The following is a 21,772-nucleotide window of genomic DNA, read 5'->3' as shown; positions in this document are numbered from 1 at the left end:
ATGAAAAGAGAGTGTATAAAAATGTCTGAAAATAATCAAAATGGTGCAAGTCATGTTGTGATTAATAATGTTGTCGTGGAAAAAAATAGTATTGGTTTAGCTGGCTTAATCGTCGCCATTGTTGGCTTTTTCTTGTCATGGATTCCTGTATTGGGATGGATTGTTTGGCTTGTCGGTTTAGCACTTTCTATTGGTGGCTTATTCCGTAATCCTAAGGGAACAGCGATCGCTGGTTTAATTATTTCTTTCTTAGACTTCATTCTACTAATCATATTGGTAACTTTAATTGCTGGTGTAGCTAGCGCGTTTTAAAGTACAATTTGTTTGTTTGAAAGAAATGAGTTCAAGAATAATCAATAAATAAAGTTCAACGACTTTTAAACAATAAAAAAATCTGACTGATATGCTTGATGTGTCCGAAAGTTACTTTAACTTTCGGGGGACACATTAGTTTCAGTCAGATTTTTATTTAGCCGAATTTAACACTTTGAATTTTGCTGTTTTATAGTCAATTTGAATGCCTGGTTGGACGTTGAAAATCCAATAGTTTAGATTTAATGTTTTCCCGTTGTCTTGAATAGATTTTGCCATATAATGTACACCGCGTGAGAGACGATCATCGTCAATATAAAGAGGTGTGACTTGACCTCTGATTGAAATGTTTGGATGTTTACTGATCGCGTTTCGAATATCATCTTCTGGCACCAGCTGGCCAGGGTACGCATTTTGTACGCGTGTGCCAGTTGTCATGTTTTCGGTCACCATGGTTGGCATACCGAAAAATTGATAACCAACAATATGAGATTTATTCCAAAGTGCTTGTTTGCCATTACCTAATTTGACATTGGGGTTGTCATGATAACCACCAACCCATTTTGTGCCATCGAATCTATCGTTGATAAACCAACCAGAGGGGCGCACATCGTATGATATACGATCAGGACGGGTAGTCACTTTGTCAATACTAGCTTTGCTAGCAATAAAATTACCCTGCTGTGATCGTCCTTGGTTATCTAAAGGTGACAAACTGAGGCCATCAACTGGCCGCCATTTTGAAGCTTGCGATGGGAAAGTTTGCTTTAATTCAGATTCGGTGAAAGTAGCTTGATTATTGTTGATATGTACAATATCGCCATTAAGTGTCCCATCCCATTTTAAATCTAAAAGCGCTTGATTATCAGCAGCGATTGCTTGGGTATATTTTGAAGTTGGTTCAGATTTTTTTTGCTGATTTTGTTGACTTTGCCAAAAATAAAAACCAAATACAGCAACTAAGATTAACAAAGATAAAATTTTATTTTGTGGTTGTTTTTTGCGTTTGTAAGTACGTTTGCTTGCCATATTATTCTCCATTAAAATCTTTTAAAATCATACCATTTTTAACGAAAAATAAAAACAAGTATGCATGAATTCACGCCTACTAACTTGGTTAATGACATTACTTCAATAAGTCCCATTCTGCTTTGAACTGTGCCAAAAAGTCTAACATGAACTGGTGTCGACTTATTGCAATTTGACGTGCGGTTTCAGTATTTAGATGATCTTTTATTAATAGTAGTTTTTCATAAAAATGATTAATGGTCGTACTGTCATCTTGTCGGTATTGTGCTTTGCTTTTGGGTGTACGTGGCATAATAGTGGGATCATAGAGGACACGATTTTTTACCGCACCATAAGTAATCGCTCGTGTCATGGCAATGGCACCCATGGCTTCCAAACGGTCGGCATCTTGCACGATTTGACCGTTAACATCGAGTGGTTCGGCATTTCCTTCAATTGATTTAGACCATGACATATTATCAATAATTTGAATTATTGCCGTAATTTCTACATGCGAAACTTGAATAGCTTGCAAAAAAGTTATTAAGTTTTTTTTTGCTGCTAACGCTTCTGCTTCAGTGGTAAATAGCTTGTCATCATAGACATCGTGCAACAGTGCAGCGGCACGAACAATAAATGGATTAGCACTTGGTTCGTGAATCAAGATTTGATTGGCTAATGCAACGACACGATTAATATGATCAACACTATGGCCCGTGTTGTCTTTAGCGAGTACATGTTGCATGTAATTAGTGATTTCTGTGAGTTGTGTCATGTCATTAATCTCCTTTGATTATTTATAGATGCATGATTAACTGTATCAGTTTTGAGGTCGTTGTGAAAGGATTAATCGTATCTAAAACAGCTTGTGACATTTTTAATATCTTTAGAAAAACTATGAAAATAGTTTAAAATTCGTTATAATTATCTTATAAAGCACGCCTCATATGGCAAAGAACATGTGTTGTGATTTCAGCACGTGACAGAAAGAGAGACTCATATGTCAGAACCAAATAATGTCCTTTTTAATACTGCTAATCTCACTGATTCAGCGGTTATCTACGATAAGTTTTCAAAATCAGAACAACAGTTTTCTGTTCAGAAGGATAAAACTTTCTATATTACAACACCCATTTATTATCCTTCAGGAAAGTTGCAGCTTGGTAATACCTATACAACGGTGCTTGCTGATGCGGCTGCGCGCTATCACCGTTTGTTAGGGGAAGATGTTTATTTTTTGACTGGAACTGACGAGCATGGACTTAAAATTCAACAAAAAGCAAAAGCTGAGGGCATACCTGAAATCAATTACTTGGATGGTATGGCGAAAGGCATTAAAGATCTCTGGCAACTGATGGATATTTCATACGATGACTTTATTCGTACAACTGAAGAACGTCATGAAAAGGCTGTTCAAAAAATATTCACGACATTACTTGAAAATGGTGATATTTATAAGGGAGAATATGAAGGTTGGTATTCTGTTTCAGATGAAGAGTATTTTACTGAATCACAGTTGGCAGAAGTTTATCGCGATGCAGATGATAAAATGATTGGCGGTAAGGCGCCTTCTGGGCATGATGTCGAGTTAGTTAAAGAAGAAGCGTACTTCTTCAAAATGAGTAAATATGCAGACTGGCTGCTTGATTATTACAAAACCCATCCAGAATTTATTCAACCTGAAGCACGCATGAATGAAATGATTAATAACTTTATTGCGCCTGGATTGGAAGATTTGGCAGTTACGCGTACAGCTGTAGATTGGGGAATCTCAGTTCCTGGAGACGAAAAACATGTTATCTATGTTTGGATTGATGCATTATCTAATTATATTACCGCGTTAGGTTATGATTCCGAAAATACAGATTTGTTTGAAAAGTTTTGGCCAGCCAATGTCCAATTAGTTGGTAAGGAAATTGTACGCTTTCACACAATTTATTGGCCTATCATGTTACATGCGCTGGGCATTGAATTACCAAAATCAGTTATTGGCCATGGTTGGCTAGTGATGAAAGATGGCAAAATGTCAAAGTCTAAGGGCAATGTTATTTATCCTGAAGTACTTGAGGAACGTTATGGGTTAGACGCCGTAAGATACTACTTATTAAGAGCCATGCCATTTGGCAATGATGGGGTATTTACACCCGAAGACTTTGTAGCACGAGTTAATTTTGATTTAGCTAACGATCTGGGTAATTTACTGAACCGTACAGTGGCCATGATTAATAAATATGAAAACGGTGTGATCCCTGAATTGCGGACTGGCAAGACTGATTTTGATGAAGCTTTAGTTCGCACCTCTGAGGACGCTATTACTGATTATCATAAAAATTTTCAAGATATGCGAACCGCAGATGCATTGGAAAATATATGGACAATTATTCGACGCGCCAATAAATATATCGATGAAACGCAACCATGGGTTTTGGCCAAAGATGACACGCAAAAAGCAGTGTTATCAAATGTCATGGCACATTTGGCTGGTGCATTACGTGTGGTCGCTGTCCTATTGCAACCTGTTTTGACTAAAGCACCTAAGAAAATTTACGAACAGCTTGGTTTTGAGTATCCAGAAAATGGTGTGCGTATTGCTGGGCTAACATTTGGTAAGTTGCCAACTGGTGGGACAGTCGTTAAGAAAGGTGAACCTATTTTTCCACGCCAAGACGTTGAAGAAGAAGTGCGTTTTATTTCGAGTCTCGTGTCAAAAGATACAAAGGGTAAAGGTCGTGCAGTTAAAGAAGAAGCTAAGAAAACTGCTGTTACAGATGAACCAACACGTGAACTCATTACGTATGATGATTTTGCTAAAGTTGAGATTTTAGCTGCTAAAATCATAGCAGGTGAAATTGTTGAAAAATCAGAAAAGTTGCTTAAGTTCACTCTTGATGATGGTTCAGGTAAGTCACGACAAATTTTGTCAGGTATTCGTAAATGGTATGCTGATCCTGCTGTCTTAGTTGGCAAGACGGTAGCTATTGTCGCAAACATGAAACCACGTAAAATGGCTGGTGAACTATCAGAGGGCATGATTTTATCAGCTGAAAAAAATGATATTGTAACAGTGACTATTTTACCGGATTCAATTGTGCCTGGGTCAGGTATTGAATAAATCTATGTAACTTTTGAGGACGACAATATGTGGTATGAAAAGGCCACAAAATGATGTTAAAACCATCACAAGGATGATTTTATTTTCGTAGCGTCATATAGGTTCTTCAATGATTAGTATGTAACAAAAACGCTGATTGATTAGGCGTGTTTACTGTAAATTGTCAAGTGCATTTTTGAAAAAAAGCAATCACTTGCGTTCGCTCAAGCATTAACTTTGTGCTATAATATGGTTGTTGACAAAAGTCAAAAACAAAATCTTTGGAGGATCTATACACATGACTGTTAAGATTGGTATTAACGGATTTGGACGTATTGGCCGTTTGGCCTTCCGTCGTATTCTTGAATTATCAGACAAGGCTTCAGATATTGAAGTTGTTGCAATCAACGATTTGACTAGCCCTGATATGTTGGCATACTTGTTGAAGTATGACTCAATTCACGGTACTTTGAACGCTGAAGTTTCATCAGATGATACTGGTATTATCGTTAATGGTAAGCACTACTCAGTTTATGCAGAACGTAATGCTGCTGACTTGAAATGGGTTGCTAACGATGGTGTTGACTATGTATTGGAAGCAACTGGTTTCTACACATCAGCCGAAAAGTCACAAGCCCATTTGGATGCTGGTGCTAAAAAAGTATTGGTCTCAGCTCCAGCTGGTGCTGTTCCTACAGTTGTCTACGGTGTTAACCAAGACATCTTGACTGCCAATGACACAATTGTTTCTGCTGGTTCATGCACAACGCAATCATTAGCACCAATGGCTAATGCATTGAACAAAGAATTCGGTGTTAAGGCCGGAACAATGACAACAGTTCATGCTTACACAGCTTCTCAAGCTTTGCAAGATGCACCTAAGTCAGGCTTTGCTAAGCGCCAACAAAACCGTGCTGCTGCAAACACAACTTTGCCACATTCATCAGGTGCTGCTAAGGCTATTGGCTTGGTTATCCCTGAATTGGATGGTCGTTTGCAAGGACATGCATTCCGTGTACCTGTTATCGATGGTTCAGTAACTGAATTGACAGCTACTTTGGAAAAAGAAGTAACTGTTGATGAAGTTAATGCAGCAATGAAGAAGTACGAATCAGAGTCATTTGGTTACAATGGTGATGGTCTAGTATCAGTTGACATCATTGGTGACACACATGGTACAGTATTTGATCCAACACAAACTGAAATCACTACTGGTAACGGTTCTCAATTGGTTAAAATCTCTGCTTGGTATGACAACGAATACGGTTTCACTTCAAACATGATCCGTACATTGTTGCACTTCGCTACATTATAAAAAATATAAAGCAATACTAAAAAAACCTGCCAAAGCAGGTTTTTTTAGTGGAACCCTTTTTTAACAAAATATGCTATACTTTATTCAGCTATACGAAAGAGGTTTCAACAGTGAAAGTTGCGTTTTCATCAGATAATCATTTTGACTTAAATAAGATTGATGTTAAGCGTGCCATGCATGTACAGGCGCTTTATTTATTGAACCAATCTGTTGATGTTTATGTTATTGCTGGTGATTTATTTAATGATTTTCAAAGAACATTGTCATTTGCACGTGATATGCAGGACGCATTGGGTGATAAAATATTAATTCGATTTATTGCTGGCAATCATGACATGGGTAATGGTGTGACCTATGATGAGTTAGAAAGCGATATTGATCCACTTTATTTTCATAACAAATTTATTGATTTAACGCCTACCGTGAGATTGATTGGTAATAATGGTTGGTATAACTACGACTTTGTTGGTAACGATTATACTGAAAAACAAATTCAGCAGTTTAAAAATTCATTTTGGTATGATCGACGAATTAAGCAACCTATTTCAGATAAAGAACGTTTTAATCGTAATATGTCACAGCTACAACACCAATTAGACGTGGCTGATCATAAGCAAACTGTGGTTGTGTCACACTTTGTCCCACGTAATGATTATATTAAGCGGTTTCCAAATGGTGCATCACGTCTGGATATGGCTAATGCACTGTTAGGTAGTAACAAAGTCGGTGAAATTTTAGATAATTCTTATACTATTGCGACAATTACTGGACATCTACACTTACACCCTGCGCCATTAAAAGTTGGCAACAACATATATTACAATGCTGCAGTGGGTTATAACACAGCACGCGTGCATGAGTGGCGTAGTGATGATTTTATAACAGAGTGGCAAAATCATCTTATTCTATTGGATTTTTAAGATACTGGCGACAGTATCTTTTTATTTTACAATATTTAGTTTGACTATCGAAATAAATCATGAGATAATTTTGTTATTATATATTTCGATAGTCGAAGTATTAGACGAAAGGAAATGTGTGTTGTGATTTATAATTATCTCATGATAAAATCACTAACTCACGCTTACAAATCATGCCAGTTCTAACAACAACAGAAATTATGGATCTTATCCCAAATCGTTATCCCATTCTTTACATGGACTATGTTGAAGAGATGGTTCCCGATGAATCAATCGTCGCGGTAAAAAATGTAACAATCAACGAACAATTCTTTCAAGGTCATTTTCCAGGGAATCCTGTGATGCCTGGTGTTTTGATTATTGAATCATTGGCACAGGCAGCTTCAATCTTAATTCTATCATCACCACAATTTAAAGGTAAAACAGCCTATATGACTGGCATTGATGATGCTAAATTCAAAAAAATGGTTGTCCCTGGTGATGTATTGAAGTTACATGTTACCTTTGGTAAATTACGTGCAAATATGGGGAGCGTAATTGTTGAAGCTAAAGTTGATGGAAAGACAGCGACATCCGCTGAGTTGATGTTTGTCGTTTCTCCAGATAAAACAGATGAATGACACACCAACACCGTATTTTGAAGAGTTAAATGATGAGCTTGTTGTCGTGTTTAATAATGTGATGTGGATTGAAGAAGCTGCTTTAAAGCAGAGTTATTTTTCTGATATTACATTAAAAGATATGCATACAATTGACGCCATTTCGATGTATTCCGAAAAAAGTGCATCACAAGTTGCTAAAATGATTCATTTAACGCCTAGCGCAATGACAACCGCTATTGATAGGCTTGTCGATAAGGGATACATTGAGAGAAGACGTTCAGATAAGGATCGACGCGTTGTGCGTTTAGGTTTGACACACAAAGGCCGTGTTGTTTATCGTGCCCATCAAGAGTTTCATCGGGACTTAACGCATAACTTATTAAAAGATATGCCAGGGAGTGAAGTCGAAACGGTGAGGCGTGCCATTCATAATTTGGTGAGTTATCTCAGAAACGTACGAAACATTAAAGGGGAGCCATGGAACATTTAAAGATTGTAGCCTCAGCACAGCAACTGCCAGAACACCAAGTAACCAATCAAGAATTAAGTCACATTATGGATACGAACGATGACTGGATATTTAGTCGAACAGGTATTCACCAACGTCACATTGTGACAACAGAAAATACGAGTGATTTGGCTACATCGGTGGCTAAACAATTATTAGACAAGTCAGGTATGACAGCAGATAGTTTAGATTTTATTATTGTTAGCACAATGTCACCTGACAGTTTGTCACCCAGTACTGCAGCAATAGTTCAAGGGGCAATTGGCGCTACTTCTGCTTTTGCTTTTGATCTAAGTGCTGCATGCTCAGGGTTTGTCTATGGTTTAAGTGTTGCTACTAGTCTATTGTCAACACGGTATCGACGCGGGCTTGTTATTGGGTCAGAAGTGTTATCAAAGTTAGTAGATTGGCAAGATCGTACAACAGCAGTGCTGTTTGGTGATGGCGCAGCCGGTGTTCTTGTTGAGACAACGACAGAAAATATTGGATTACTTGGCGAACAGTTGCGTACGTATGGAAACAAAGGAGATAATTTATTAGCAGGGCAATTTGCTAATAAAAATCCTTTTGCTGGTGAAATTAGTCCAGTCGATCCATATTTTCATCAAAATGGTCGTGAAGTCTACAACTTTGCTACTCGTGAAGTACCTGAGGTATTACAAGCTGCTTTGGAAGAGGCAGAAGTTTCAGCTGATGATGTGGATTATTATTTATTGCATCAAGCTAATGCAAGAATTGTCACATCAATTGCTAAACGCTTTGGACAACCTACGGATAAGTTTCCCACCAACATGGCCCAAAATGGTAATACCAGTGCAGCAAGTATCGGCTTATTGTTGAATGAACTAGTTGTATCTGGCAAGGTTCATGCTGGTCAGACAATTGCCTTTGTTGGTTTTGGTGGTGGTCTAACCGTTGGCGCTCAAATTTGGAAAATTTAAATAAATCGGTGTAGACGGCTGCACCGTAAAAATCTAACGAAAATACATAAGACAGATATCAGGAGAATAGAATTATGACAGACACAGAGATTTTTGACAAAGTTAAGGAAATATTAGTAGATCAATTTGATTTAGAAGAAAATGAAGTGAGTTTGACAACAGACTTGACAAACGATATTGACGCTGATTCATTGGACTTATTTGAAGTTTTGAACCGCGTTGAAGACGACTTTGATATTAAGTTGGCTGTTGCCGAAGATATAAAGACAACACAGGATTTGGTTGACAAGGTTAAGGCGCAATTAGCAGCATAAATGTTACAAGTGATCAGTCAATGGTCACGTACATAGTTAATTTAAAGGAAAATATAATGGCAGTAATTGTAAATAACCCACTTTTTAAAAAATTAGGGATGAAATATCCAATCGTTGAAGGCGGTATGACATGGGCAGGAACTGGCGCTTTAGCAGCGGCAATTTCCGAGGCTGGCGGTTTAGGATTCATTGGTACAGGTTACTGGCATGGTGAAGATGTTCGTCGAGAAATCAAACGTGTTAAATCATTAACAGACAAACCTTTTGGTGTAAATGTGATGCTTTTGAGTCGTCATATTCGCGAAGTTTTTGATGTTATTATTGAAGAAGGCGTTGCTGTTGTTGCAACTGGTGCTGGTGATCCCTCACCCTTTTTGGCAGAATTACACGCAGCGGGAATTATTGTTATGCCCGTTGTACCTTCGGTGTCATTAGCACAAATGATGGAGAAAAAAGGGGTTGATGCTGTCATTGCTGAGGGTATGGAGTCTGGTGGACACATTGGCATGTTAACTACGATGACATTGGTTCCACAAGTTGTTGATGCTGTGAACATTCCAGTTATTGCTGCTGGTGGTATTGGTGATGGCCGTGGCGTTGCCGCAGCCTTCATGTTGGGTGCAGCTGGTGCGCAAATGGGAACGCGATTCCTAACAGCTACTGAATCTGAAATCCACCCAAACTTTAAAGCTAAAATTATCAAGGCAAAAGATATTGATACGATTGTGACTGGTAATATCCTTGGAAATCGTGCCCGAGTTTTGAAAAATAAAATGGCGAAAAATTTCGTTAAAAATGAAGTGAACGAGTTACAAAAAGAAAAACCTGATGCAGCCGCAATGGAAAAACTTGAGTCTGGTACATTACGTCGTGCAGTTCAAGAAGGTGACAAAGATGGTGGGGCATTTATGGCTGGTCAAATATCAGGATTGATTAAAGATGAAAAGCCAGCAGCAGATATTTTGTCAGATATTTGGGCACAAGCAACTGATTTGATGGGGATTGACAATACAACATTGTAATGTCAACCAATGATTGATGGTTGATTACAATTCGATAATATGTGAGGTTTAGTAGTATGAAACTGGGAATTTTATTTAGTGGTCAAGGGGCACAAAAAGCTGGTATGGGTCTTGATTTATATCAAAACATACCTGCATATCAAGCAACAGTTGATCAAGCGTCTAGTATTTTAGGTTATGATTTACAAGAAGTAGCAAATGATGACGCAAAAATTAAACAAACAGCATATGCACAACCTGCTATTTTAACAATGAGTAATGCAATAATCAATGCATTAGGTGACGCATTACCAACGCCAGTAGCCGGACTTGGCTTAAGCTTGGGTGAGTATTCTGCGCTGTCAGCTAGCGGTGCGTTAGATTTTGATCAAGCCGTTGCTATTATTAAAGACCGTGGTATGTATATGCAAACTGTTGGTGATGCAAATCCTGGCAAAATGGTTGCTGTCATGGGAGATAACCAAAAACTTGTTGCCGATGTTCTAACAACGTTACAAGCTGATGGCAAACATGTCTATCCAGCTAATTATAATACCTTTGCTCAATTGGTTATTGGTGGCGTACCAAGAGATGTTGATGTTGCAATGACTGCATTATCGGAAGCAGGGATACAGCGAATGGTAGAGTTACCAGTATCTGGTGCATTCCATACGCCATTGTTGACTGATGCAGCAACACAATTGACAGAACGTTTGTCTGGTGAAACGTTCAGAGATATGCAATATCCCGTGTATTCAAATACAACAGGGAAACAATTTACCAAAGAAATGTTATTTAATACTTTAACTAAACAAATTATTTCACCAACATATTTTGCGCAAGCTATGCAAAATATGTTAGACCTGGGCGTTGACACATTCTTAGAAGTAGGACCATCTGATACCTTGATCAAATTTGCTAAGAAAATCGCACCAAAAGATGTGAAGCGATATGCGATTACTGATTTAGAAAGCTTTAATGCAGTCAAAGAGATGTTGGTAGCAGAAGGAGAAAATGTTTAATGATGATGGACTTTACAAACCAAACTGTATTAATAACTGGTTCTTCGCGTGGTATTGGTTTAGCGATTGCTAAAGCGTTTGATGCAGCCGGTGCGCATGTCATTTTACATGCACGTTCAGAAATAAAACCAAATATTTACGCGGATTTTAAACAAAAGCCTCAAATTCTACAATTTGATATTGCAGATTCAGAAGCAGCAGAAGCAAGTTTGAAGGCACTTTACAAGCAAGATGATTTCGCTGGTGTTGATGTGTTAGTTAACAATGCTGGCATTACGAAAGATCAGTTGGCCATGGCTATGGCACCTAATGATTTTGCAGAAGTTGTCAATGTTAATTTGAATGGTACTTTTAATGTGACACAGCCAATATTCAAAAAAATGATTCGCCAAAAGCATGGCGCAATTATTAACTTAAGCTCAGTTGTTGGATTAATGGGAAATATGGGACAGATTAATTATGCAGCTTCAAAAGCTGGTATTATTGGTTTGACTAAGAGTCTGGCTAAAGAAGGTGCTCGTCGAGGCATTCGTGTTAACGCTATTGCGCCTGGTATGATTGTGTCAGATATGACCAGTGTATTATCAGAAGAGACACAGGCAAAGATTTTAGAAAACATCCCATTATCTCGATTTGGTGAAGCTAATGAAATTGCTGAGGCAGCATTATTCTTGGCTGGCAGCACTTATATTACAGGACAGACGCTCAGTATTGATGGCGGGCTATATATTTAATTAAAGGAGAAACACATGTCACGAGTAGTAATTACAGGTCTTGGTGCGGTTACACCGCTTGGTAATGATACAGAAACATTTTTGAATGGTATTTTTAATGAAAAAATGGGTATTAAACCTATTACCAAGTTTGATGCGTCAGAAACTGGTATTACGGTAGCTGGTCAAGTTGATGGATTTGATCCAGCACAACGCGTTGGCAAACGCGATGCACGTAAAATGGATTTATTTTCTCAATATGCTGTTGATGCAGCTGATCAGGCTTTGGAAAATGCTGGGCTAAAATCAGCAGAAGGTTCAGAAAATCCAACAACGGTTCAAGATCCAACACGATTTGGTGTCATTTTAGGTAATGGTATTGGTGGACTGACAACTATTCAAGATCAAGTGATCAAAATGCATGATAAGGGACCACAACGCGTGAGTCCATTATTTGTACCAGAATCAATTCCAAATATGGTATCTGGTAATGTGTCATTACGTTTTGGTGCAAAAGGGGTTAACTACACCATTGTTACAGCCTGTGCTTCAGCAACTAATGCTATTGGTGAAGCATTCTGGCGTGTTCAATCTGGGAAAGCTGACGTCATGTTAACAGGTGGTGCAGAGGCGACAGTTAACGAGATTGGTATTGCTGGCTTTGCGGCATTAACTGCCTTGTCAAAAGAAGAAGATCCAGCGCAAGCTTCAAAGCCATTTGATAAAAATCGTCACGGATTTGTTCTTGGTGAAGGTTCTGGTATTTTGGTTATCGAAAGTTTGGAACATGCACAAGCACGCGGTGCACATATACTAGCTGAATTAGTAGGTTATGGTTCATCATCAGATGCTTATCATATGACTTCCCCATCACCTGATGGCGAAGGGGCTGCACGAGCAATGTTAGATGCGCTTCAAGATGCAAACTTGCCAGCAGAAAAAATTTCGTACATTAACGCACATGGTACAGCAACTGGGGCTAATGATTCTGGGGAAGCACACGCAATTGCGACTGTTTTTGGTGAAAACACATTACCAGTATCATCCACAAAGGGTATGACTGGTCATCTGTTGGGTGCAGCTGGCGCAATTGAAGCATTAATATCAGTTGGTGCACTTGTTCGTGGTGAACTACCAGTTAACGTTGGTAATGATGAACAAGATGAAGATACAAAAGTAATTAATCTAGTAACGACAGCAACCAAAAAGCAAGTGCCTGAATATGTTTTGAGTGCAAATTATGGTTTTGGTGGCCATAATGCAGCTGTGATTTTCAAGAAATGGCATGAAGAGGTTTAAATCATGAGTTTAAATATTGATGAAATCCGTAATTTAATGACAGATTTAGAAAATAGCTCATTGCGTGAATTTACAATTATGGATGGTGATTTTAGTCTACATTTGTCAAAAAATGATCATGCGACAATTATGAATACGCCGTTAGCTCCTGTTCAAACGCCAATACAAGAAGCAACTACTACACCAGAAATAGAAGAACATCCGTTGGCTAAACCAAGTAAAGTTGGAACAGAGATTGTTGCTCCGATGGTTGGCACGGTGTATTTACAACCTAAACCAGATGCGCCTATGTTTAAAGCTGTTGGTGATAAAGTGTCTGTTGGTGAAACAGTTGCTGTTATTGAAGCAATGAAATTAATGACTGAAATTCATAGTGATGTTGCAGGTACTGTGTCTGAAATCTTGGTTGAGAATGAAGAAGTTGTAGATTACAATAAGCCATTATATGTTATTATATCTGATTAATATATGCGGATTTTCCGCGTACATACCTGAATAGGAGGAAAGACATACAACGTGACATTGTTGTATGTTCTAAAAAACAAATGAGCGTTTTAAATACCCAACAAATTATGGAAATTATTCCACACCGTTATCCAATGTTAATGTTAGATACAGTTGAAGAATTGGTACCTGGTGAAAAAGCAGTAGCTTATAAAAATGTCACAATTAATGAAGAGATTTTTCAGGGGCATTTTCCAGGAAATCCAACTTTCCCAGGTGCATTAACTGTTGAAGCATTAGCACAAACAGGTGCTGTGGCTTTATTATCATTACCGGAATATAAAGGCAAGACAGCCTATTTTGGTGGTATTAAAAAAGCGCGCTATCGTCAAATGGTACGACCTGGTGATCGGCTACGATTGGAAGTAACAATCGAACGTTTACGTGGTCCAATTGGTACTGGTAAGGGTATCGTCTGGATTGGTGATAAAAAAGCCACGACAGCTGAACTGACATTTATTATTGGAGATTAGTCGTGTTTAAAAAAGTATTGGTTGCGAATCGTGGTGAAATTGCCGTTCGCATTATCCGAACATTAAAAGAGATGGGTATTGCGTCGGTTGCTATTTATTCAACAGCCGACAAAGATAGTTTACACGTGCAGATTGCTGATGAGGCAATTTCAGTGGGTGGACCAAGACCAAAAGATTCATATCTTAATATGAAAAATATCCTAAGCGCAGCATTGCTTTCAGGAGCAGAAGCAATTCACCCAGGTTACGGTTTTCTGGCGGAAAATTCATTATTTGCTGAAATGGTTGGCGAAGTTGGGATAAAATGGATTGGCCCACGACCAGAAACAATTGAATTAATGGGAAACAAGGCTAACGCTCGTGAAGAAATGCGCCGCGCAAATGTGCCGATTATTCCGGGATCAGACGGTTTTATACGTAATTTTACCGAGGCAAAAGAAGTAGCAAATCGTATTGGTTATCCATTATTGCTTAAAGCAGCAGCTGGTGGTGGCGGTAAGGGCATGCGCTTTGTTTATGGTGAAGACGAATTATCTGACAAATTTGATGATGCTCAGAATGAAGCGCGATCATCTTATGGCGACGATCATATGTATATCGAAAAGGTCATGGAACGTGTGCGTCATATCGAAATGCAAGTATTTCGTGATGAAAATGGGCATGTGATTTATTTGCCAGAACGAAATTGTTCTTTACAACGAAATAATCAAAAAGTTATGGAAGAGTCACCAGCAACTGGCGTAACACCAGAAATGCGAGCGCATTTGGGTGATATTGTGACACGTGCTGCCCAAGCATTACGGTATGTTAATACTGGCACAATTGAATTTTTGCAGGATCGCAATGGTTCATTTTACTTCATGGAAATGAATACACGTATTCAAGTTGAACATCCAGTATCTGAGATGGTAACAGGATTAGATTTAATTAAGTTACAAATTTCAGTTGCTGCTGGCGAAGATCTACCTGTATCACAAGACGATGTACAAGTGAGTGGACATTCTATAGAGGTGCGTTTGACAGCAGAGCAGCCTGAAAGGCACTTTGCACCAAGTGCTGGGACTGTCGACTTTGCTTTCTTACCTACAGGTGGTCCTGGTATTAGAATTGACTCAGCGTTATTTACAGGTGATAAAATCCAACCATTTTATGATTCAATGATTGGAAAATTAATTGTACATGGCGCTGATCGCTCACAAGCTATGTCTAAAATACGACGTATTATAGACGAAACAGTTATACGTGGTGTGGATACCAGCCGTAATTTTCAAAAAGCATTATTAGATGACCCCCAAGTTCAACGTGGGGAGTTTGATACGCGTTATCTAGAAAGTGAATTTTTACCACGATGGATAGAAAGTTTACCCAAGAGTGAGTGAGACACAATACCGCGTATGGCAGACATATGCGGTATTGTTATATTCATTGCAGAAAGTATTTGATGAAAATGAAGGGGAGGCTTGTGCTTACTACTGGTTAAAAATGATGTCATACATGAATAATCGTTGTTTAATGAGTGAGCGCACTTTACAATATGGATTTATATAATAATCAAAAATCAACCTCAAAAATTAAGCGGGATGCGTCAGTAAACGATCGTATACCGGATGGTTTATTTCTAGCATGCCCTTATTGTGGTGTGCAAATGTATAACAAACAGCTTGGGGCTTTTCGTGTTTGTGACCATTGTGGTTATGGGTTTCGTTTGCAGGCACGTGAACGAGTTGAACTTCTGACAGATTCATTTGAAGAAATGGATTCAGAAATTGAAATGATGAATCCTGATTTTCCTGGCTATGCCGACAAACTTGCACGAGCTAAATCTCAAACCGAGTTAGGTGAATCAGTCCTAACAGGCGTTGCAAAAATTGAAGGTGAAAAAGTAGCCCTTGGTATTATGGATTCATACTTTATGATGGGATCGCTTGGTTCAATGACTGGGGAAAAAATTACACGTCTTTTTGAATATGCTACTGAAAATTTTTTGCCTGTTGTATTATTCACCGCATCTGGTGGTGCACGCATGCAAGAAGGTATCAACTCACTTATGCAAATGGCCAAAGTTTCTGCAGTTGTTGCAGCACATCAAGAGGCTGGGTTGTTATATCTTGTTGTCCTAACTGATCCCACGACAGGTGGTGTCACAGCAAGCTTTGCCATGCAAGGCGACATTACTTTAGCTGAGCCGCATGCATTAATTGGTTTTGCTGGTGCTCGTGTAATTGAATCAACTATTCATGAAAAATTGCCTAAAGATTTTCAACGTGCAGAAACGTTGATGACAAATGGTTTTGTAGATCAGATTGTGCCGCGTTCAGAACTGAACCAAGTAATTGCAAAAATAGTGAAATTGCATCATGTGACGGAGGTTTAACATGGTAAATATTGGATTGAATCTCTTTAAACATGAATTAACGCCTGCAGAAGTCGTTAAAAAATCTCGAGAAGATCGCTTCTTAGCACGCGAAATAATTGATGGCATATTTACAGATTTCGTGGAATTACATGGTGATCGTTTAAGCGGCGATGATATGTCCGTAATAGGTGGCATTGCAGCATTGAATGGCACACCCGTGACGGTGATTGCAATTGATAAGGGCATTGATATTCATGATAAATTAAGTAAACGTAATGGTTCACCAGAACCATGGGGTTATCGAAAAGCACAACGTTTAATGCAACAGGCGAATAAGTTTCATCGGCCAATTATCACGTTTATTAATACACCGGGTGCTTTTCCAGGCAAGACGGCAGAAGCACAAGGACAAGGTGAAGCCATTGCCACATCTATTTTAGAATCTATGAAGCTTACTGTACCAATGATTGCTATTATATATGGTGAAGGTGGTTCAGGGGGAGCTTTAGCCTTAGCAACAAGTGATCAAGTATGGATGTTTCAAAATGCCACCTATTCAATTTTGTCTCCAGAAGGGTTTGCTTCCATTTTATGGAAAGATAGTAAACGCGCTGATGAGGCGGCAGCTGTTATGGGATTGACACCAAAGGATTTATTAGCAAAAAAAGTCATTGAATATGTCATTCCGGAGTCACGCAGCCATACCCGTGTATTTAATTTAATGCGCAAACGGTTAGATGATGAATTTAAGCAGTTGAATGCTTTATCACCTCAAGATTTGGTTAAACAAAGGCGTGCACGTTTCAGAGCATTTTAATATGTTATAATAAGTTATTGACATTTGTCGGTAACTTTTTTATTTAAATGACTTAATAAAAAAGTGGTTGTACGATAAGATTCACATTTTGGGGTCGTTTTTGGAATTCGACAGGTTGCTTAGGGCATGGACTGCGTTTCGCCATCCGGGCGTTAAAACGGGCAGACATTTTAACTGCAAAAAACGAAAACTCTTTCGCAATCGCTGCTTAAAAAACAGTGAAGCGTAACTTAGTCTTGGTTGCTGACATCTGAGATTAGGTCATAAAAGGTCAGATCGCAAATATGCTTACATCTGGAACATGTTTGTCAAAATAATCAGGTTAGTGGTGTGTAGTGGCCTTGTGTTGTGGCGTAACATATCATGAAATTTAAATGACAATACTATAAGCGTAGAAGTTTATGTACCGGGTGGTTTGGACAGGGGTTCGACTCCCCTCGGCTCCACTAAGCATTTCATGGCGTTGCATAAGGTTGCAAAAACCTTGATGTAGCGCCTTTTATTATAAAAAGTATTTCATTACATTGCACGGTATTTCAAGCGAAATAACACAAAAATAACACAAAAAAATAATGATGATTGAGCGACAGGACGGCATTCAAGCCGTTTTTTGTTTGAGCAAATAACACATAAATAAAAATGTGGTACATATTTCAATAATATACACTTAATGATGTATATATACATAGTTCTCCAGTGTGGAAAACAAGTTTCGACAGATATGTCGAATATTCCTCACATGTGCGGAAAGCAGTTCGCAACTATCTGCGAAAGAGAGATTTAGGGGTGTACTTCTGGTACATAGCTCTACAAGTGTACTTTCAGGTGTTGTATGCTGATGCACCAAATCAGTGCGTCAGATAGAGTGCCCTGAATTGGGGCGTGCTTGCACAGAAAATAATTTAATTGTATGATAAATATATAATGACCCGAAAGGATAAATCACTTTGTCAAAAGATCTGATTGTTAATGGTGCATATATATATTCTCATGATAATAGAAAACAACTTTTTGAGTTTAAAAAACTGTTAGTGCAAAGTAAAGTATTTGATAGCGCGATCATTAGCCTACACACAGTTCAACGAGCGGGGTATAGGCGGTTAACAGTAAATACTAAAACAAAAAAATATTATTATGCACTAATAACTGTGAAAACCAATAATATATCTGTAGATCACATGGTTGACATCAATGCTCAAGCAGAAAAATTATTTAAAGAAGACAGTAACTATGGATTAAAAGATAGGGGTGGCTTGGAACAAATTTTAGCCTTGAGTGATCAATACACTTTTGGAAGAGAGTATCATCCAACGATAATTGATAAAGCAACGTATTTGTGGTATACAATAGCTACCAAACAATTATTTCATAACGGAAATAAAAGAACAGCCATGTTAACTGGATTACAATTTCTTGCTATAAATTTCATCAGTCTTAATATCCATACTTCTAAAGAACTGTATGATATAACTGTGAAAATCGCAGAAAAAAGAATGAGTGAATCAGAATTGAAACAGTTTATACTTAATAATTCCTCTCTTCATTTAGAAAACATGAAAAAGTTCAATGAAATATACGAAATATTTGAATGGATAGACCTTTGAAAAAATAAATTTGTATTATATATGTGTATTATATATGTGTATGTTATAATAATATAGACTTATTAAACATTAGGAGGCAAATATATGTTTACACTAAATAACCAACCGAAAAGCTCAAAAATTAACTTTTCTAAAACAGTAGACCTAAATGAAAAAGAGATTGAATTAAAAAGTGATCACTTTTATGAAAATATTAACGAACAGATTTTTAAAGATAAGAAGGTAAAGCAAGCCTTATTTATGCTTTCCAAAGTTTAATTTAAATATGCACAAGAAAAGCCCCCGTTTAGTCGGAGGCTTTTTTATTTTGCTCTTTTAAATTATTAACTAGTTTTGTGAAGCCGTCAATTGTGTTTTGATAGTCATCATCGTCATCAATGGAATTGTTAATCATAAAAGTTAGCGCATTCAAAATGGTTGATATTTCTGTAGTTTCTTCTGAATTGAAGTCATATTTATCGTATAGATCCATTACTAGCTCTATCGCCTTGGCTACTGTCAGCGGTTGCATAGGGTTTAGGTCTGTGTTCTGTAACCTGTCAAGTTGTGTTTGTAGAACTATTCCATGATCGCGTTTCATACGTTGGATACTATCTTTGCTTCTCTTACGCATTTCATCAATTCCCATCAAATATGAGACAGGAACATCAAAATAATCAGCTAGTTTTTCCCAAGTTGCTAATTTTGGAATGCTTAGACTAGATTCATAGCGTTGGACAGCTTGTTTGGTCATTCCTAAAAAGTCAGCAATATCTTTTTGAGTTTTTTTCTTTTTCAATCGCTCAGACTTCAAGCGAGATGCCCATATTTCATTCATGATTTACTACCTTTTAGACTTGATTTATATATGTATTATACAATTTTTGAGACAATAAGACAATTAATAGTTGACAGACAATTAGCAATTGTCTATAATTAGTGACATAAAGACAATTACTAATTGTCAAAAAGGAGAAAACATGAAGTATATTAATCAGAAATTTACGGAAGACCTACTTGTCAGCAAAGCTAAAAAGCGAATAACAATAAAACAGCTAGCTGTTATTACGGGTGTGAATCGTTCTACATTGTCTGACATCATTAAAGGAAAAACGGTCATTGTACAGGAGCGCACGTTTGACAAGTTGAATGATTGGTTGCTAAAGGAGGAAGAGAAATGATTATGTGGCTGTCGGAAGTATTTATATTATTAGCGATAATTTTTATGGCGTTCAGTGTTGGTGTTGCCTTTGGGCAAGACGATGAAAAAAGAAAGAGGACATTTAAATGAATGAGACACAAAAAAAGCCCATGAACACGAGTTTGACGGCAAATGTTCAAGAGGCGAATAAAGAATTTATCAAGTCTGATTGTATCATAAAAAGTCATGATTTGATAGAGCAGGGGTTTAAAGTATATCTGCTGGCACAGGGAACAAATGCTCCGTATAAAGGCAGTAACGGGCATTTAGATGCCACTTCTGATGTTAAGGTACTTTTACTTTTTACTGATATGTTCTTGAAATATGGTGCTAATAGCAACATAGGCATCTCACTGAAAGATACAAATTTAGTTGTCTTGGATATTGACAGGCACACACCTCATAAGAATGGGTTGCGTTCATTAAAGCAAGCGGGCATCAATGCCAACTTTGATAGTGAGATGTTTGAAACAACGCCAAGACAAGGAATACGTGTATTTTACCGCGTGCCTGACGGTTGACATTAAGACATTCAAACATGATCTAATGGACGGTGTGGAGCTAATTACAGATAAAATCACTGTTACGCCAAGTGTTAAAAGTTTAGATGGTGGCTCAATCGGTTATCAGCATTTCGGTAGCAATTTCTCTGATGCAAATATCATGGCACAATGGTTAATTGATCTAGCAACGAGCATATCTACTAATGGGCATGGAAAGCAGTATAGGCAAGCACGGTACACAGTTCAGGAACGTTGGGAAATGATGATTAACGGCTTCACTGAGGGACAAAGGAATATGCAAGCTGTGTCATTGTCTGGTTACTTATTACGTATTGAAGTTGATCCAAATATTGCTTATCAAATCATACAAAAAATAAACAGTGAAAGTGATATGCTATTGCCAGATAAAGAAATTAATGCTTTATTTAGATCAGTTTATAACAAAGAACGACAGCGGGCTAAAAGGGGGATTGCATGACAGAGACATTTGAAAAAATAGAACATAGCCCATCTTGGCAGAAAAAATTTGTTAGAACTAAATCAGGTAGCATCAAAGAAAATGTTTTAAATAATGTCACGCTAATATTTAATAATGACCCATTGTTTGTCAGTAAGTTTCATTTTAATGAGTTCACACGAGACAATGAGATAATTGACAAGATGATCATAGCAGGTGGAACTATAAAAGCAGGAATTATTGAAGATGTAGCAGACGATTTTATTGTTGAGTATATACAACGTAAATACGATTTCACAGTAAGACCAGAACTAGTATATCGAGCTTTCAGTATGGTATGTCGTTTGAACCCTTATAATCCTGCCACTGGTTATTTTGATGAGGCCAAAAGTGAGTGGGACAGTGTGAAAAGAGTTGACACATTTTTACCGGAATTTTTAGGCGCGCCAAAGAATAAAGTGACAACCATCACTACAAAATTATTCCTAACTGGAACAGTAGCAAAAGCATATAACCCAGAAAGTCAGTTAAAAAATTTTAAACCGTATTATTTAGTAACTAATCATTGTTTATAGTTTGGATATTGAATGTTTATTTAATATCCAAATAGTTTGTAACTGATTAATATACACACATCATATCAGACAAGCATAACTATTTAAAGATAGGTAAGGAGAATATTAGAAAATAAAAAAGCTTCGGAGAACTTCAAAAAGAGATCATATTTTTCAATGAATGAGATATGATATAAAAACGGTAAATATTTTGTATTGTTAGCAATATAGATAACACAATCACTGAAGAGTGACCTGTAAAAGGCAACCATTTTTTA

At 37.6% G+C, this 21,772-nt stretch carries 26 protein-coding genes and 1 other RNA gene; 24 read left to right on the top strand and 3 right to left on the bottom strand.

The window, feature by feature from the left end; all coding sequences use genetic code 11:
- The first annotated feature begins 21 nt into the window (after positions 1 to 21).
- Complete coding sequence (locus LEGAS_RS07570) at positions 22 to 312, top strand: hypothetical protein (protein WP_013231866.1); 291 nt, start codon at positions 22 to 24, stop codon at positions 310 to 312.
- 153 nt (positions 313 to 465) lie between these two features.
- On the opposite strand, the gene LEGAS_RS07565 is transcribed toward LEGAS_RS07570, so the two are convergent.
- Positions 466 to 1,341 (bottom strand): DNA/RNA non-specific endonuclease, encoded by an 876-nt coding sequence (locus LEGAS_RS07565; RefSeq protein ID WP_013231865.1) that lies wholly within the window; start codon positions 1,339 to 1,341, stop codon positions 466 to 468.
- 97 nt (positions 1,342 to 1,438) lie between these two features.
- Entirely contained in the window at positions 1,439 to 2,095 is a 657-nt protein-coding gene (locus LEGAS_RS07560) for an HD domain-containing protein (RefSeq protein ID WP_013231864.1), read from the bottom strand.
- Between the two features lie 225 nt (positions 2,096 to 2,320).
- Between LEGAS_RS07560 and metG the strand changes: the two genes are divergently transcribed.
- From metG to LEGAS_RS10085, 19 genes are all read left to right on the top strand, one after another.
- A complete protein-coding gene (gene metG / locus LEGAS_RS07555) occupies positions 2,321 to 4,432 on the top strand; it encodes a methionine--tRNA ligase (RefSeq protein ID WP_013231863.1) in 2,112 nt (703 codons plus the stop codon).
- Positions 4,433 to 4,709: 277 nt separating this feature from the next.
- Positions 4,710 to 5,726, top strand: a complete 1,017-nt coding sequence (gene gap, locus LEGAS_RS07550) for a type I glyceraldehyde-3-phosphate dehydrogenase (protein WP_010386900.1) — start codon at positions 4,710 to 4,712, stop codon at positions 5,724 to 5,726.
- A gap of 110 nt (positions 5,727 to 5,836) precedes the next feature.
- Complete coding sequence (locus LEGAS_RS07545) at positions 5,837 to 6,646, top strand: metallophosphoesterase (RefSeq protein ID WP_013231862.1); 810 nt, start codon at positions 5,837 to 5,839, stop codon at positions 6,644 to 6,646.
- 173 nt (positions 6,647 to 6,819) lie between these two features.
- On the top strand, positions 6,820 to 7,266 hold the full coding sequence (gene fabZ, locus LEGAS_RS07540) for a 3-hydroxyacyl-ACP dehydratase FabZ (protein WP_010386687.1): 447 nt from the start codon (positions 6,820 to 6,822) through the stop codon (positions 7,264 to 7,266).
- The gene (locus tag LEGAS_RS07535; RefSeq protein ID WP_010386685.1) at positions 7,259 to 7,738 is read left to right on the top strand and encodes a MarR family winged helix-turn-helix transcriptional regulator; all 480 of its coding nucleotides are present in this window, start codon (positions 7,259 to 7,261) and stop codon (positions 7,736 to 7,738) included. The genes fabZ (LEGAS_RS07540) and LEGAS_RS07535 overlap by 8 nt, the downstream gene beginning before the upstream one ends.
- The gene (locus tag LEGAS_RS07530; RefSeq protein WP_010386675.1) at positions 7,726 to 8,697 is read left to right on the top strand and encodes a beta-ketoacyl-ACP synthase III; all 972 of its coding nucleotides are present in this window, start codon (positions 7,726 to 7,728) and stop codon (positions 8,695 to 8,697) included. The genes LEGAS_RS07535 and LEGAS_RS07530 overlap by 13 nt, the downstream gene beginning before the upstream one ends.
- Positions 8,698 to 8,771: 74 nt before the next feature.
- Entirely contained in the window at positions 8,772 to 9,011 is a 240-nt protein-coding gene (locus LEGAS_RS07525; RefSeq protein WP_010015422.1) for an acyl carrier protein, read from the top strand.
- Between the two features lie 56 nt (positions 9,012 to 9,067).
- Positions 9,068 to 10,033: a nitronate monooxygenase gene (locus tag LEGAS_RS07520; protein ID WP_013231861.1), complete on the top strand. Its 966-nt coding sequence runs from the start codon at positions 9,068 to 9,070 to the stop codon at positions 10,031 to 10,033.
- Between the two features lie 56 nt (positions 10,034 to 10,089).
- Positions 10,090 to 11,034 carry an ACP S-malonyltransferase gene (locus LEGAS_RS07515; protein ID WP_010386674.1) on the top strand — a complete coding sequence of 315 codons (945 nt, stop codon included), beginning with the start codon at positions 10,090 to 10,092 and terminating at the stop codon, positions 11,032 to 11,034.
- A gap of 2 nt (positions 11,035 to 11,036) precedes the next feature.
- Positions 11,037 to 11,768, top strand: coding sequence for a 3-oxoacyl-ACP reductase FabG (gene fabG, locus LEGAS_RS07510; RefSeq protein ID WP_029510817.1), 732 nt, complete (start codon positions 11,037 to 11,039; stop codon positions 11,766 to 11,768).
- A 15-nt stretch (positions 11,769 to 11,783) separates the two neighbouring features.
- The gene (gene fabF / locus LEGAS_RS07505; RefSeq protein WP_010386672.1) at positions 11,784 to 13,046 is read left to right on the top strand and encodes a beta-ketoacyl-ACP synthase II; all 1,263 of its coding nucleotides are present in this window, start codon (positions 11,784 to 11,786) and stop codon (positions 13,044 to 13,046) included.
- Positions 13,047 to 13,049: 3 nt separating this feature from the next.
- A complete protein-coding gene (gene accB, locus LEGAS_RS07500; protein WP_010386671.1) occupies positions 13,050 to 13,511 on the top strand; it encodes an acetyl-CoA carboxylase biotin carboxyl carrier protein in 462 nt (153 codons plus the stop codon).
- Between the two features lie 80 nt (positions 13,512 to 13,591).
- Positions 13,592 to 14,023: a 3-hydroxyacyl-ACP dehydratase FabZ gene (gene fabZ, locus LEGAS_RS07495; protein WP_010382722.1), complete on the top strand. Its 432-nt coding sequence runs from the start codon at positions 13,592 to 13,594 to the stop codon at positions 14,021 to 14,023.
- A 2-nt stretch (positions 14,024 to 14,025) separates the two neighbouring features.
- Positions 14,026 to 15,402 carry an acetyl-CoA carboxylase biotin carboxylase subunit gene (locus tag LEGAS_RS07490; protein WP_010382720.1) on the top strand — a complete coding sequence of 459 codons (1,377 nt, stop codon included), beginning with the start codon at positions 14,026 to 14,028 and terminating at the stop codon, positions 15,400 to 15,402.
- A 155-nt stretch (positions 15,403 to 15,557) separates the two neighbouring features.
- Positions 15,558 to 16,397 (top strand): acetyl-CoA carboxylase carboxyltransferase subunit beta, encoded by an 840-nt coding sequence (locus LEGAS_RS07485; RefSeq protein WP_010015410.1) that lies wholly within the window; start codon positions 15,558 to 15,560, stop codon positions 16,395 to 16,397.
- A 1-nt stretch (position 16,398) separates the two neighbouring features.
- Positions 16,399 to 17,196: a carboxyltransferase subunit alpha gene (accA, locus tag LEGAS_RS07480; protein ID WP_010389794.1), complete on the top strand. Its 798-nt coding sequence runs from the start codon at positions 16,399 to 16,401 to the stop codon at positions 17,194 to 17,196.
- A 90-nt stretch (positions 17,197 to 17,286) separates the two neighbouring features.
- Positions 17,287 to 17,645: a transfer-messenger RNA gene (ssrA, locus tag LEGAS_RS09805) on the top strand.
- A 498-nt stretch (positions 17,646 to 18,143) separates the two neighbouring features.
- The gene (locus LEGAS_RS09765; protein ID WP_013231860.1) at positions 18,144 to 18,800 is read left to right on the top strand and encodes a type II toxin-antitoxin system death-on-curing family toxin; all 657 of its coding nucleotides are present in this window, start codon (positions 18,144 to 18,146) and stop codon (positions 18,798 to 18,800) included.
- An 84-nt stretch (positions 18,801 to 18,884) separates the two neighbouring features.
- The gene (locus tag LEGAS_RS10085; protein ID WP_010389800.1) at positions 18,885 to 19,058 is read left to right on the top strand and encodes a hypothetical protein; all 174 of its coding nucleotides are present in this window, start codon (positions 18,885 to 18,887) and stop codon (positions 19,056 to 19,058) included.
- 28 nt (positions 19,059 to 19,086) lie between these two features.
- Here LEGAS_RS10085 and LEGAS_RS07470 read toward each other — a convergent pair whose 3' ends face one another.
- A complete protein-coding gene (locus LEGAS_RS07470) occupies positions 19,087 to 19,617 on the bottom strand; it encodes a helix-turn-helix domain-containing protein (RefSeq protein WP_010389803.1) in 531 nt (176 codons plus the stop codon).
- A gap of 142 nt (positions 19,618 to 19,759) precedes the next feature.
- Between LEGAS_RS07470 and LEGAS_RS07465 the strand changes: the two genes are divergently transcribed.
- From LEGAS_RS07465 to LEGAS_RS07450, 4 genes are all read left to right on the top strand, one after another.
- Positions 19,760 to 19,960 (top strand): helix-turn-helix domain-containing protein, encoded by a 201-nt coding sequence (locus tag LEGAS_RS07465; protein WP_010389805.1) that lies wholly within the window; start codon positions 19,760 to 19,762, stop codon positions 19,958 to 19,960.
- A gap of 106 nt (positions 19,961 to 20,066) precedes the next feature.
- Positions 20,067 to 20,501 carry a bifunctional DNA primase/polymerase gene (locus LEGAS_RS07460; RefSeq protein ID WP_010389808.1) on the top strand — a complete coding sequence of 145 codons (435 nt, stop codon included), beginning with the start codon at positions 20,067 to 20,069 and terminating at the stop codon, positions 20,499 to 20,501.
- Between the two features lie 25 nt (positions 20,502 to 20,526).
- Complete coding sequence (locus LEGAS_RS07455) at positions 20,527 to 20,961, top strand: primase alpha helix C-terminal domain-containing protein (RefSeq protein ID WP_010389810.1); 435 nt, start codon at positions 20,527 to 20,529, stop codon at positions 20,959 to 20,961.
- Positions 20,958 to 21,515 (top strand): VapE domain-containing protein, encoded by a 558-nt coding sequence (locus LEGAS_RS07450; RefSeq protein ID WP_010389811.1) that lies wholly within the window; start codon positions 20,958 to 20,960, stop codon positions 21,513 to 21,515. The genes LEGAS_RS07455 and LEGAS_RS07450 overlap by 4 nt, the downstream gene beginning before the upstream one ends.
- The last annotated feature ends 257 nt before the right edge of the window (positions 21,516 to 21,772 follow it).

The organism is Leuconostoc gasicomitatum LMG 18811 (genome assembly GCF_000196855.1).
Classification (GTDB): domain Bacteria; phylum Bacillota; class Bacilli; order Lactobacillales; family Lactobacillaceae; genus Leuconostoc; species Leuconostoc gasicomitatum.
Note: the sequence above shows the minus strand (reverse complement) of the source record. Positions and strands in the feature narration are given on the sequence as shown.